Source organism: Microcoleus sp. AT9b-C3 (genome assembly GCF_036705485.1).
Lineage (GTDB): Bacteria > Cyanobacteriota > Cyanobacteriia > Cyanobacteriales > Microcoleaceae > Microcoleus.
On sequence record NZ_JAUBUR010000011.1, the window covers coordinates 137218 to 150517 of the forward strand.

Annotated in this window: 11 protein-coding genes and 1 pseudogene; 2 read left to right on the plus strand and 10 right to left on the minus strand. The window is 44.8% G+C overall.

The window, feature by feature from the left end:
• Positions 1-58: 58 nt before the first annotated feature.
• The 10 genes and pseudogenes from pruA to QUB77_RS12970 all read right to left on the minus strand — a co-directional run bounded on the left by pruA (position 59) and on the right by QUB77_RS12970 (position 12474).
• Positions 59-3034 carry an L-glutamate gamma-semialdehyde dehydrogenase gene (gene pruA / locus QUB77_RS12925; RefSeq protein ID WP_333172525.1) on the minus strand — a complete coding sequence of 992 codons (2976 nt, stop codon included), beginning with the start codon at positions 3032-3034 and terminating at the stop codon, positions 59-61.
• A gap of 85 nt (positions 3035-3119) precedes the next feature.
• Positions 3120-4043, minus strand: coding sequence for a hypothetical protein (locus QUB77_RS12930; protein ID WP_333172522.1), 924 nt, complete (start codon positions 4041-4043; stop codon positions 3120-3122).
• 192 nt (positions 4044-4235) lie between these two features.
• Entirely contained in the window at positions 4236-4562 is a 327-nt protein-coding gene (locus tag QUB77_RS12935) for a DUF433 domain-containing protein (protein WP_333323041.1), read from the minus strand.
• A gap of 167 nt (positions 4563-4729) precedes the next feature.
• Positions 4730-5017, minus strand: a complete 288-nt coding sequence (locus QUB77_RS12940; protein ID WP_333172517.1) for a hypothetical protein — start codon at positions 5015-5017, stop codon at positions 4730-4732.
• Positions 5018-5211: 194 nt separating this feature from the next.
• Positions 5212-7869, minus strand: a complete 2658-nt coding sequence (locus tag QUB77_RS12945; RefSeq protein ID WP_333172516.1) for a protein-arginine deiminase family protein — start codon at positions 7867-7869, stop codon at positions 5212-5214.
• 101 nt (positions 7870-7970) lie between these two features.
• On the minus strand, positions 7971-8312 hold the full coding sequence (locus QUB77_RS12950; RefSeq protein WP_333172513.1) for a DUF5615 family PIN-like protein: 342 nt from the start codon (positions 8310-8312) through the stop codon (positions 7971-7973).
• Between the two features lie 3 nt (positions 8313-8315).
• Complete coding sequence (locus tag QUB77_RS12955; protein WP_333172510.1) at positions 8316-8642, minus strand: DUF433 domain-containing protein; 327 nt, start codon at positions 8640-8642, stop codon at positions 8316-8318.
• A gap of 11 nt (positions 8643-8653) precedes the next feature.
• Positions 8654-8935: a DUF433 domain-containing protein gene (locus QUB77_RS12960; RefSeq protein WP_445251891.1), complete on the minus strand. Its 282-nt coding sequence runs from the start codon at positions 8933-8935 to the stop codon at positions 8654-8656.
• A gap of 96 nt (positions 8936-9031) precedes the next feature.
• Positions 9032-9358, minus strand: a pseudogene (locus tag QUB77_RS12965) (DUF433 domain-containing protein).
• A 20-nt stretch (positions 9359-9378) separates the two neighbouring features.
• Positions 9379-12474 carry a type ISP restriction/modification enzyme gene (locus QUB77_RS12970; protein ID WP_333172507.1) on the minus strand — a complete coding sequence of 1032 codons (3096 nt, stop codon included), beginning with the start codon at positions 12472-12474 and terminating at the stop codon, positions 9379-9381.
• A gap of 278 nt (positions 12475-12752) precedes the next feature.
• Between QUB77_RS12970 and QUB77_RS12975 the strand changes: the two genes are divergently transcribed.
• Complete coding sequence (locus QUB77_RS12975) at positions 12753-12980, plus strand: type II toxin-antitoxin system HicB family antitoxin (protein WP_333172504.1); 228 nt, start codon at positions 12753-12755, stop codon at positions 12978-12980.
• Positions 12973-13200, plus strand: a complete 228-nt coding sequence (locus QUB77_RS12980; protein WP_333172501.1) for a type II toxin-antitoxin system HicA family toxin — start codon at positions 12973-12975, stop codon at positions 13198-13200. Before QUB77_RS12975 ends, QUB77_RS12980 begins: the two co-directional genes overlap by 8 nt.
• Positions 13201-13300 lie beyond the last annotated feature (100 nt).

A 13300-nucleotide genomic window follows, 5' to 3' on the forward strand; every position in this document is an offset into this window, starting at 1 on the left:
CCTACCAACTTAACAGCCAGAGAGAGGACTGAAGCCCTCACTGCCAACAAAGGAATGATTAATCATCCACTCCTTCAATCGGCGCAAAACCCTGCCGCTGAATATTTTCGGTTATGGTGCGGGGTTCGAGGAATTGCAGCAAATAATCTGGGCCACCCGCTTTAGAACCAACTCCCGAAAGTTTAAATCCTCCGAAGGGTTGCCGCGATACCACAGCGCCGGTAATCCCGCGATTGATGTACAGATTTCCGACTTCAAAATCGGATGAGGCTCGATCGATATGCGAAGGCGTGCGAGAATACAATCCGCCGGTTAAAGCAAAATTTGTGCCGTTAGCAATAGCAATCGCTTCGCTGAAATTTTTTGCCCGCATCACCGACAAAACTGGGCCGAAAATTTCTTCTTGGGCGATAGTTGCTGTCGGCGATACTTCCGTAACAATGACTGGGCCGACAAAATAACCGGTTTCCGGTGCCGGCATTTCTAAAGCTATTTGAGCTTCGGCGCGACCTTTTTCGATGTATTCGCGGATGCGCGAATGGGCATTTGCATCGATCACGGGGCCGACTTGAGTGCCGGGATTTTCTGCAGGGCCGACATTGAGCGATCGCGTCGCTTCTACCAATCTTGCCACAAAATTATCGTACACCGATTCGACCACAATTACTCGCGAACAAGCGGAACATTTTTGGCCGCTGTATCCGAATGCCGAATAAACTACGCCTGCAACTGCTTGGTCTAAATCCGCACTTTCATCGACAATAATTGCATTCTTGCCGCCCATTTCAGCAATTACTCGTTTCAGGTGTTTTTGTCCCGGCTGCAAAATCGCAGCATCGGCATAAATCTGACAGCCAACTTCCTGAGAACCGGTGAAAGTAATCATGTGAACGTCGGGATGTTTCACCATGTAAGCGCCCACGGTTGAACCTTTGCAAGGCACGTATTGAAATACGCCTTTCGGGATTCCGGCTTCCAGCAAAATTTCTGTAATTTTTGCTGCAATTACTGAGGAAACTTCCGCAGGTTTGAGCAAAGTACAATTACCTGCCACCAGCGATGCAACTGTCATGCCCACGGGAATTGCCAGGGGGAAATTCCAAGGTGAAATGATTAAAGAAATGCCGCGCGGCTGATAGGTGTAGCGGTTAGTTTCTCCGGGGATATCATAATTTTTCCCTTGTTCTAACCGTTCCATTTCGTCGGCGTAGTAGCGGCAAAAATCAATAGCTTCCGAGACTTCGGCATCGCATTCTCTGACGGGTTTGCCGACTTCAAACACCATCCAAGCTGACAGTTCGTGCCGCCGCTGTTCCATCAATTCTGCGGCTTTGCGGAGGACGCCGGCCCGCTGGCGAACGGGGGTTTTCCGCCAACTGGTAGAGGCTGATTTTGCTGCTTCCAGGGCTTGTTTGGCCTGTTCTTCGGAAAGCAATCCGATGGTGCCAACTACTTCTGTGGGATTGGAAGGGTTGAGGGAATTAACTGTTGCTTCGGTATTTTGGTACTCGCCATTGATTAGGGGTAAATAGGTTTTGCCTAAGTTGGCGCGCACTGATTTGATCGCTGTTTCTGCTTGTTGCCGCAATTTGGTATTGGCGTAGTCGGTATCGGCAACGTTGGGAAATACTTTGCTGTAAACTAGCTGGTCATTTCCGTTAGCAACTGGCGCGGCTAACAATTGTTCGATCGGCATTTCTTCGGAACTTTGCCGGATGAAAGAACTGTTGGCGGTATTTTCCAGCAAACGGCGGATCAAATAAGCCATTCCCGGTAGCAAATCGCCGTAGGGGCAGTAGACTCGGACGCGATAACCCCGATCGACCAAAAGCTTAGCCAATTTGTCGCCCATGCCATACAGTACCTGCATTTCAAAGCGGCGGCGCGGTATATTGAGAGTTTCGGCAATAGCGATCGCCCTCGCTTGCGATCGTACATTATGACTGCCAATAGCTGCATACAAATATTCGTGATTTTCGAGCAGCAACTGCGTCATCTGCTCGAAATTTGCATCGGTAGTAACTTTGTCATTGTAGACCGGCTGCGGCCAATCTTTTTGCATCGCTTTGATAGTTTCCTGATCCCAGTAAGCGCCTTTTACCAACCGCACTGTTACCGGATTTCCGCGTTTTTTGGCCCATGCAATAAGACCTTGCAAATCTTGAGCACTGTCGCGCAAATATGCTTGCAATGTAATTCCAATATCGGTGCGACTGCGAAACTCTTCCTCTAACAATAAGTCTTTGAGAATGCTCAGAGTCAAACTCTTGTAAGCATACTGTTCCATATCGAAATGAACAGCCGCGCCCAATTCCTTCGCGCGGCGCAGTAACAGGCGAATTCTCTCGCTTACTTTCTCCTCGCTACCTTTAGCATCCAAAGGGTCAAACTGAGAATAAAAAGCTGTTAATTTTACGGATACTTGCACTCGCGGCAAAGTTTCATCATCAGCTTTATCAATTGCATCTACTTGTGGCCAATTCTTCGCTGCCTTAGCCAGTTCCTCCATCAATTCCAAATAGCGGTTAAGATAAATTTGCGCCTCGGTTTCAGTGATGACAGCTTCCCCCAAAAGGTCAACTGTAAAACCCATTTTATCTTTACGAAGCCGCTCTAAAGTTTTAATTACCTGCTTGATATTTTCCCCAGAAATATACTTGTGCGCCAAAGTTTCCACAGCAGGCGCAACTGTCGTCGCTGCCAATTGACCCGGAACTGAATCAGGACTAGCAAAGTTAAGCAACTTTTTCAATGCTTCGGGCAATTCTACCTCTTGGGCGGTCAGGTATTCTTGCAAGTGGCGGGCAATTTCCGGCCTGCTGCGGAGGGCCGGCAAACAGTCAATAAATCGAAACAACTGCACCCGCAGTCCGGGGCTAGCCATCGCCCAATCCATCAGTTTGTCGTCCCAGCGCATTTGGTCTTGGAGTTGACCGAAAAAAGAGCGCTTTTTCTCTTGAGTTGCCCGCAGGATTTCTTGGGCAATTTCCTGAGTTTTTGCTTCGTAGATGCTTGGAGATATTTGTGCAACCATTGGTAATTAGTAATGGGTAATTTGTAATTGGCAACCAGGGCGGGTTTATGTATTGTGTAACTACCCCCTGATACAATTATAGTTGCTATTTGACTTCAATTTTAACTTGGTAGTTTGCTTGGCGATCGCCTGAAATTTCAATAGTATAATCGCCGCTACTGGCTAGTTGACCTTGCCACTGACCTGCGCTGTCAGCAGTACCTAACTTTTCACCGTTAGGAGCAATAATTGCGGCGCTAACTTGACCTTCTTGAACATTTATTGTCATGCTTTGGCCGCTATTGCACTCCAGTAAGTAGCGCCTGGATATGTTGGCTCGCAAACTATTGCTCAGAGTAGTTCCCGTAGCACCAGCTTGAAAGTAAACTCGCTCGGTTACAGGGGTTTCAACCGCAGCGGGAGAAGGAGAAGGAGAAGGCAACGGCAACGGCGACGGTGACGGCGAAGCAAGTTGCGGAACGCCAGACACAGAGGGTATTTGAGTGGGACGGGGCGACGGATAGATTGTGGCGGGCAGTCGATTTCCGGGTGCTGGGGGAAGTCCGGGCCGGCGGTTGGCGGGCGCTGTGGCGACAGGCGGAGGGCTTTCGGGGAGGGGTACGTCAGCGGGTAGTTTGATTTGCAGGTTCGCTCTTTCCTGATACATTTTCCACGCTAGCAAACTGCCGAGACTAAGGACGGAACCGACTAACATTCCGCTGAGAAAAACTGCCAAGATTTGCCAAGCTCGGGCTGGTTTTGGTTCGGGGTTGGCAGTTGGAATTGTTGGAGGCGGATAACTGGCAAGTTGAGTTGTTTCCGGCGTACTATCGGGGGCAATGGGAATTGTTTCGGGTTCGTGGATGGGGGTTGAAATATCTTCGGGCGCGACAATTTCTGCGGAAGTTTCTACTGATGCTGAAGCTGCATCGCCACGGGCAATTTCACTGCGATCGAACTCATCGCTGGTAGGGGAAATTGTTTCCGGTTGCTGAGTCAAAATTTGTTTTTTTTCCTGTTCGTCGCTCATGGGGCTAAATTTATTTTACAAAGACCGCTTTTAGACATTTTACGTTACTGGTGCGATCGCCTGCACTGAAATTATCTAGCAGAAGGAAGAAGGCACGACACGGATTTTGACACGGATACACGGATTAATTATCGAGGGTTAGGCAAAATTTAGAATTAAGATTGTTCATCTGCATACAAACCTGTCATGATATTAGTCTGTATTGTTCAAATTAATTACTGCTTCAATCTCGTCAGGAAATGCTTCAGCATAAGCCCAGGCATTTTTCAAGTCGCTAGCACTAAGATGCGGATAATCTTCTAAAAGTTGAGCGTCAGTTCCACCTAATCGACGAGACTCTACTAATCCCCAAACAGAAATTCTAGTCCCGGCAATCCTGGCATTACCGCCGACGACACCGGGAGTTTTTTCAATTCCCTGCCAGGTGTTAGCTAAACTTTGAGGTAATATCTGTATTGCTTGAGCTTTCTCAGGCGGAGTCAGGGAAAGCAGTTGCGGTTCTAATTCTTTTAGTGTCATAGTTAATCAGGGGTTTGACTGTTGGGAATGTCGTATCTATATTATTATAGCGATCGATCTTTTTACTGGTAACAAGAAACCACCAAACAATAAAATTGATTTTTTGTGGAACAGGCATCTTGCCTGTTCATAAAAAAGTGAAAGTTTGGAACAGGCATCTTGCCTGTTCATAAAAATGGTGCAAAATATTTGTCGCGATCCTCTCTAATTAAAGCGGTACTATCTAATATCATCCCCATATTCGCGAGACGAGACTCGCGACGACGGCTGATTTCTGCCAATAGTTCTGTTACAGACTTTTTACGTTTTCCTGAGAGGGGTTTTGTCTCTTTTGACAACTCGGCTTCTAAAATGGCGATCGCAAACGCGCTAATCGAGAGGTTTTGAGCCGCGGCTAACTCTTGCATTCTCGCGTACAATTCCTCTGGTATATTTTCTATTTGCAGGGTAGCCATCTGTTAAACTCCTAGCATAGTTTGGCTAAATATTAGCATAGGGAAGCGGGTTTAGGAGGTATATTGAGATTTACTGTTGGGTGAGGGCGGGTTTATGAGATTGTTCGTTACAGGCGAGTATTGTTGGTGAACCCGCCCCTACAAATTACCCATTCACGATTCACGATTCCCGATTCCCCATTACCAATTACCGATTAGTAATTATTAGGCAAAGACTGCCAAAAAGGTCGGTCTTCTGGCTTCCTCACAGTATTCGTCGCCGACTGCACGTTTCCTTTCAATTCTTGATAATACCTGTCATCCAGAAAACTAACGCTGACGCCAGCAGGAAGCAGCAGTTGGCGCAATCTTTCCTGAGTGTAATCTAGACCCTCAATCATTGGCCCGCGCGGATTTGAAACTAACAACTTGCCATTAACTGGCACCGAATTGACCATATTTGGCCACCAGGCATAACCGCTGTAGCCAAACATCACCGGCACTTGAATAATTTGGTCGTCTCCGAGTAAAAACTCTCTTTTCAACTTCTCTATAATCGGATTAAGTTTCTGATTTTGCAAATAGAGATTGTGTTGAATTAAAGCACGGTTTTGCAAAGCGGCGCTGACAGTTGTTTGAGTGCTCAAACCGCGATTTATTGTCACATCGCCGTAACCTTTTCCCTCCAATTCTTCCAACAGCTTAACTCCGGCTTCGGGACTGGCGATCGCCATTACATATTGTCCGGGAGTTTGAGTGGGAATAAAATTGATAATTTCATCGACTTGGCGAGTCAGAAGCCAAGAAGTATCTATATCCACTGGCGGCCCTTGAATTCGCTGAGCTTGAATAAAATCAAGTACCTCTGGATTAAAACTAGCATTTCCCGCATTCCCGTAATAAACTCGACCCATTGGGTGTCCGGGAATCGGCGGTGTCACCTGCAAATTGCCGTATCCGTCAGACCACTGACTTACAGGGTCTAAAGAACGAGGATTGCCAATTTTCACTACTTTCAAATCTCGGTCTTGAGTTAATTTAACAGGCGGGTTTTTTTCTGCTTCGCTATTGCTTTTTAGGGCGACATTAAACTGGCGTATATCCGATTGTTCAGGCAATTGAACGTAGCCGTTTTTCTGGGTATCTTGCATCCAAGTGCGATCGCCCTGGAGAACTTTTACTTTAGCGCCCGTGGGTTCTACTGCTTGTTTTAGTTGCGAGATAAATTCGCTGTTTACCGCGCCTCTGTCGCTGACCTGAACTTCGGTTACTGGTGCTGTATTTGGCGCTATCATCCAAGGACTAACGCCCATTTGGATTGTTGTGGAGGCGATTTCTTGACCGTTGTTTTGGGCAGTTGCTTTGAGATTAACAGTGCCGTTCCAATTGCGATCGGCAAATTGTTTGGCTTCGACACCTAAAACAATATTCGTGCTGAAAACTAGAGGCTTAGCACCGGATATATCTACAGGTTGCCAGCCGTCGCCAGTCTTCTGAAAAACGTTGATGTGAGGGGTAGCAATGCTGTCAGCCGTGATAAATAACTGAGAGGTTTTGAAGTTTTCAGACAGTGTTAAGTTAACTTGAGAAAGCATTGCTGCACGGCGGGGCGCGCTAACTTTGGTTTGTTTCCAAGTCGGTATCTTGGCGCGATCGTTATTGCGATCGTTAAATGAAATTAACGCGCCCTTGGACAAAGACCATTGTTCTTTTCCGGCTTCGTCTTGCTCATTAATTTGGCCATCTCTGTTGGTATCTCCCGCAAAGAAAAAGTTCGACGGGGACGCAGCAGGCGTAACTGGGGCCGGAGTTGGTGTTGCAGTTGATTCAGGAGTTGGTTGAGAAGTTGCTTGCTGATTTCTCTCTAACTCTTGTCTTTCAAGTTCTTGTCTGGCTAATTCTTGTCTGGCTAACTCTTGCCTTTCAAGTTCTTGTCTAGCTAATTCTTGTCTGGCTAACTCTTGCCTTTCAAGTTCTTGTCTGGCTAACTCTTGCCTTTCAAGTTCTTGCCTTTCAAGTTCTTTTTTGGCTAATTCTTGCCTTTCAAGTTCTTGTCTGGCTAATTCTTGCCTTTGGAATTCTTGCCTTTCAAGTTCTTTTTTGGCTAATTCTTGCCTTTCAAGTTCTTGTCTAGCTAATTCTTGCCTTTGGAATTCTTGCCTTTCTAATTCTTTTCTAACCCGGTCTTTTTTCTCTTGCTCTTTTCTCTCTATTTCTCGACGAGCAAATTCTTTTTTCTCTTGCTCTTTGCGGGCTCGCTCTCTTATCTCTTCTTCTTCGGCTCTAACTTTCTCAACAGAACGTGCCACTTGCATTTCATAGGTAGCGACACTGAGGTTTCCTTGGTATTCGATAGTTTTGTCGATCGCCCGATCGGCCAAAAAAGAACCGTGAGGAATAAGTCGCAGCGTATTGATAGCAATTTGCCACAGGCGTTGCGACTGTTCCCAAGTAGCAGAAGAAGGATTAGAAGTGCGTCCAATTAAGACTGCTTGGGCGGCAAATTTAGCAGCCTCGTCCCAATTATATTTGGCTGTTTCTTCTATTTGAATCTGACTTTGAACGTTTTGGAGTTGCTGCGTCAGAGTTTGGGATTGCTGGCGGTGAATTGCTGATTTCCAAAGTTCTGCAGGAAACGGGGCGCTGTCGGGAGTTTTGGCAAGGTTATCTAATTGTACTTTCAGCCGATCGCGCAATTTGTAGAGTTCGGAAAGGGATTGCGGAGTTTCGCCGTCTGGCTGTCGCGCAGAGAGTGCGAGTTGGTAGTTTAGGGAAGGTTGAGCCACTGTTGTGGGGACTGCAACCCAAATAATACCGATGACGACACCGAAACCATTGATAATGGCGATCGCAATATATTTAACCAAGCGCATATAGTTTATCCTCAGACACGCCAATAATTTTACCTAATATTTGGAGCAATGGGGGATTTAATTATAAGGTTGTGAGGTCGGGAAGGGCGAGGGGCTTTTTTTCAGCTTTGGGGACGTATTACCCGAATCAATTTGCCAGTCAATGTTTCTTCAGCAAAAATAGCTTCATCAATACGTGATGCCAACCTTCCCCAGTTGCGATCGTTAGTGCAGGTAATAATACCAGAATGATTAGGTTGGATACGATGCAGTCGGATGAAATCTTGCCGATTGAGTGTTAACACCGATCGAGCATCACTCGTTGCAAATTCTAACACTCGATCGTCAGGAATTTTAAGTCCAGCATTTCCTGCTTCTTGAACAGTTAAAACATCGTGACCGAGAGTTCGCAGAATTCTGACAACAGCTATTGGGTATTGCTCATCAGAATATAAACGCGCCATGTTTTAGGCTTCCTCATTTTCTCGAATTGCCAGTTCAATTTCATCAGGATAGGCATCAGCATAAGCCCAGGTATTTGCCAGATCCGCCGCACTAATAGTGGGATAATTTTCTAGCAAATCGGCTTCACTATATCCTATACGACGAGCTTCAACCATTACCCAAACAGGGATACGAGTCCCCGCAATACAAGCCCTACCACCACACACGCCGGGAGTTTTTTCTATTCCTTGCCAAGTATTGCTTAAACTTTGGACTAATAGCTGTATTGCTTTAGTTTTTTCACTAGGAGTTAAGGCAAGGAGTTGTTTTTCTAATTCTTTCAGTGTCATATTTTTCTATCTCAATCATTTTCTATAATTGCTTGTTCAATTTCGTCTGGGTAAGCATCAGCATAAGCCCAAGCGTTGACTAAATCAGCCGCAGTCAAATGGGGATAGCACTTAAAAAGTTCCGCATCGCTGCATCCGAGACGGCGATAACCCACCAGTGACCAAACTGGTATGCGAGTATTGCCGACACAGGCATCCCCTCCACAGACACCGGGAGTCTTTTTAATGCCTAAAGAACCGTTGGTTAAATTTTGAGTTAGGATGCTGATGAGTTTAGCTTTAATCTGCCGGATTTAAGGTTAAGACTTGAGTTTCTAATTCTTGTATAGTCATAAGTGCGATCGCTCGGATTTGATATTAGTTAGATTATAGCAAATTTCCGCCATGTTTTAGGCTTCCTCATTTCTAGCGATCGCTGCTTCAATTTCCTCTGGGTGTGCCTCAGCATAAGCCCAAGCATTCGCCAAATCTGCTGCACTCAAATGAGGAAAGTCTTGCAAATTCCGCACATCATTTGCACCCAAAAGGCGATAATTTACCAGCGACCAAATAGGTATGGGAGTCTTGGCAATTCTAGCATCGCCACCACACACACCCGCAGTTTTTTTTATTCCTTGCCAAGTATTGCTTTAAGTTTTAACTAATAGCTTTATTACCTTATTTGTTTTACCGGGAGTTAAGGCAAGGAGTTTTTTTTCTAATTCTTTCAGTGTCATTGTTTACGAACTCATACACTTTACTCTATGGGGAAGCCAGGAATCAGTTGATCGATTTCTACCATCACTTCCATAGTTTCTTTGAGCGCAACCACCACCTTTTGATAGTGCATTACATCATCAAAGGATAAAGTGCGTTTGGCTTTCTTACGGTCTTTGAGCCATTTTTCCAACACCTGATAACCGCCAATTTTAAACTCCCAAACTTCGGAGGCGATGCCTTCAAAATAGCGATTTTTGTTGATATAAACTCGTTTTTCGGGGGGTTTATAGGTAACTTCGGTAACGGCATTGTCACCATCGCCACTCATTTTAGTAATCAGCTTATTCAGCTTTTTCGATTTCATCAGGTGCAGGTCTACCAATGCCTGACCTTTTGCACCCAAGTCTTTGAATAGCTGATCGTTACTGGTTAACGGCACACGAGGAAAGTCGATTTTCAGAAATTCGGCATAGCGTTGGCGATAGGTGGGGCTATGAAAGATGGCGTAGATGTAGTAAAAGATAGCTTCTGGTGTGGGAATATAACCAAGTGTGTGTCGAATTAAATCTAAAAATTTTTGAGATAAATTTGGCTTGCATTTCTCCTCTAAAAGTGATTGTTGAGGATTGTCATCGTCAGGATATAGATAAAGAGGGGCTAAAGCCATCGTACCTTTATTACTGTAAAAAGCTCGATTATCTACAGCGTGATTGGCAACGGTAAAATGGCTGTATTCCTCTTGCAGTGCTACTTGTCGCATGAAGACCATGCCTAAATTTTCTTTTGAAATAATGTGACGCATCACATCATGCCTTGAGCGCTCTACTAAATCCTCATGAGAATAATAAAAAAGAGTATCAAAAGGTCGATAAAGACATTCAGTAAAATAGTTCTGCCACTGACTATCCGCTGCTAGTGAGCGTCGTTTCTCACTTAATTTCCAGCTACCTGTATCAGAAATAGAATATTTTTCAGCTACCTCTTGGTTGGAAATAGTTAAATCTCTAAACTCTTTTATGCGATCATACAATTCTGTCCGTTCACAATCAAAAACAAAGTGATCGCGATGAGTTTTGACTCCTGTAGAGTTAACTGGCATAATTTCTGTAATTTTCCAGCCCATATTATATTCTCCTAGTAAATCAGTATTTTGAGGACAGAATAAATAGAAGGGTAATTGAGGTGCGATCGCTTTCCAATCAACCTCGTTAATACAAATTTGACTCAAAATCTCATATTTAGTCGCTCGATTTCCCCATAAGTCAGCATGATGAACATTAGCTGCACCTGTCTTTCCAGGCTCTTTAATAAAAATCCCAATACTAACACCCTGCTGAATATCAAAGACATTTTGATCGGGTGAACCATCAGGACAAATTTCTTTTTTCTTAGAATTACCGTGTAAATCCAAGAGATAGATATCTGTAAATGTTTGCATCAAATTCTGACGCATTCCTCTAAACGTTGGATTATCCAGATAACCGTGATTGGTAATAAAAGCTAAAACACCATAACCAGTTTCGCTTACTCGCCACTGCCCAAACCGAATAAATTTTACATAATCATCTTGCAAATACTTAGGATTTTGTTCTCCTAGCGGTAAACCGTTAACATAGTAATAATCGTGTACCAAACCAGCAATCCACTCGCTTTTATTTGCCGAATGTCCTGAATAGGGCGGATTGCCCAACACCACCATCACAGGTATATCTCGTTTTACCGTCGAAGCTTCGTTTGCTTCCTGTGCGACAAACTGACCAAACAAAATCTCTGACTTTTTCAGTGCCTCATCTAGCGTATTCGTGAGGTAAATGCCTAATCGCTGTTTGCCCTTAAAGTTGTAACCAAGTTGTTGAAGTTCTAGCCCTAGCTTCAGGTGAGCAATGGCATAGGGAGCCATCAATAACTCAAAGCCAAACAACCGATTCAGCAAATTATCTCGCACATAGCTATCCCACTGATTCGCCATGCCAATTTCTTCTAAATTGCGGTAAATTTGCTTCACCACTTCATACAAAAACGTGCCCGTACCCGTTGCAGGATCGAGAATTTGCACTTTCGGCTTTTGTGTTATTGGATCTTTGGCATTATCAGCTAATCCCAATGGCAAATCGAAGCGGTCTTTGAGAATGGCATCAACCGATCGCACAATAAACGATACCACAGGTTCCGGCGTGTAATAAACCCCTCGACTCTTTCGCAAAGCCGCATTATACGCCGCCAAAAATGTTTCATAAAAATGTACAACCGGGTCTTCTTGCCGAGTGCGCTGCCCAAAGTTTTCGAGAATGCTGCCCATATCAACCTGAGACAGCAATTGCACCAAATCGTCGATCGCCCAATCGATCTGACTGACTGCATCCGTTTCGACGATCGTATTAAACAAGCGCTTCAAAAAAGGGTTTGTTGCTGGAATATACGTGCCCGCCGTGCGCCGAGTAAACGTTTCACCCCCTGGATTTTGAGCATGACCAACTCTTGCCGCAAATAACCCATAAGAAATCGTTTGAGCATACATATCAGCAAAATCAGCATCATTCAAATCGGGCAACAAAACCTCACTAAAGCCCTGCTTCAGTTGATGCAATTCGCCGTCTTTCCTTTCTCCATCCAGCGCCGTTGTTGTTGCTAACCGGATTGCCTTCGTCAACCTCGCCATCTGTCGCGCCAGGTCTTCAGGACTGCTGATAATCTCGCCTGTATAGTTGATAAACTGATCCAGCAGAGCCCCCATCTTTTCTGTAGCTCTTGCTTGCAGCTTATTCTCACTACGATTTGCTAAAATTTCCTTCTGCCTGCGCTTCCCATTCACATACCAGCGAAACTCTAAATAATTGGTCAATACTAGATTCGGAAACGCTTCTATATACCGCTGCAATTGCTCCGATTTTTCTATCTGATCCAGGTCTAGCCCAACGTCTTTGGCTTCTACATAACCCACCAGTAGTTCCCGCCGCCTCACTGTAAAATCTGGAATCCCTGCCTTGTTGCCTTTTTCTTCAATGACAGCATCAATGCCCTTGTCTGAATCATCCAGCAAATCTTTCAACGCTGGATAATGGCTGCGCTCGCTACCTTTTTGCAGGTTATTTTGAATCGACTTGAGGTAAGCATCAAAAGAGATAGACGGCATTGAATCAGTTTCCTGGTTTAGTTTGGTTTTCGCCACTCTGCCATTGTTAGTTTAACCGTAAATGAATCAACCTGCATGGTGTTGCCTCAAACAATTTAGCAGGAATTTATCTGTGCGGTGCTGATGGTGTAGCAGGCGATCGCACTGAAGCAGATAAATGGTTTCAAACAGCCAAAGAACAAGGCTTTTCACACACAGCGAACAAAAGTGCAAAAGATGCGATATAATATCAAGTAAAACTATAATTGTTTGAGCTTGGCAGTCCGCCACTTCAAATTATGAAGTCAACCCAACAGTTTACAGCAATCATTGAACGAGAAGGCGACGGATATGTATCCCTTTGCCCAGAACTTGATATTGCCAGCCAAGGTGACAATATAGAAGAAGCGCGACGGAATCTCATCGAGGCGCTAGAACTATTTTTTGAGACAGCAGATCCTTCTGAAGTAAAGAATCGGCTGCATACAGAATTTTTTGTGACTCGTGTAGAGGTGAGCCTTGGGTAAACTGCGGGTTCTATCAGCGGCTCAAGTTTGTCAGATTTTAGAACAATATGAGTTTGTTCAAGTGCGCCAGCGCGGCAGTCATATTATCATGCAGCAGCGACTACCTGATACAACTGTAACGGTTCCTGTACCAAATTATTCTGAAATAAAAATTGGTACTTTGCAGTCTATTATTCGGCAGTCAGGATTACCTCGATATCTTTTTGAAGTGAACGAGTAGATAAGACTCGGCGATTGAAATCGATCCTATACAAACCAAGAGTCGGCGATTGAAATCGATCCTACACAAACGAAGTCGGCGGAGGCCGAATGAAGAATAT

Excerpts from the sequence above, each read along its gene's own strand:
- QUB77_RS12955 (WP_333172510.1), bottom strand. The coding sequence starts at position 8,642 with ATGACACTGAAAGAATTAGAAAAACAACTCCTTGCCTTAACTCCTAGT.
- QUB77_RS12935 (WP_333323041.1), bottom strand. The coding sequence starts at position 4,562 with ATGACACTAAAAGAATTAGAACCGCAACTGCTTTCCCTGACTCCGCCT.
- QUB77_RS12930 (WP_333172522.1), bottom strand. The coding sequence starts at position 4,043 with ATGAGCGACGAACAGGAAAAAAAACAAATTTTGACTCAGCAACCGGAA.
- QUB77_RS12940 (WP_333172517.1), bottom strand. The coding sequence starts at position 5,017 with ATGGCTACCCTGCAAATAGAAAATATACCAGAGGAATTGTACGCGAGA.
- QUB77_RS12950 (WP_333172513.1), bottom strand. The coding sequence starts at position 8,312 with ATGGCGCGTTTATATTCTGATGAGCAATACCCAATAGCTGTTGTCAGA.
- QUB77_RS12970 (WP_333172507.1), bottom strand. The coding sequence starts at position 12,474 with ATGCCGTCTATCTCTTTTGATGCTTACCTCAAGTCGATTCAAAATAAC.
- pruA (WP_333172525.1), bottom strand. The coding sequence starts at position 3,034 with ATGGTTGCACAAATATCTCCAAGCATCTACGAAGCAAAAACTCAGGAA.
- QUB77_RS12945 (WP_333172516.1), bottom strand. The coding sequence starts at position 7,869 with ATGCGCTTGGTTAAATATATTGCGATCGCCATTATCAATGGTTTCGGT.
- QUB77_RS12975 (WP_333172504.1), top strand. The coding sequence starts at position 12,753 with ATGAAGTCAACCCAACAGTTTACAGCAATCATTGAACGAGAAGGCGAC.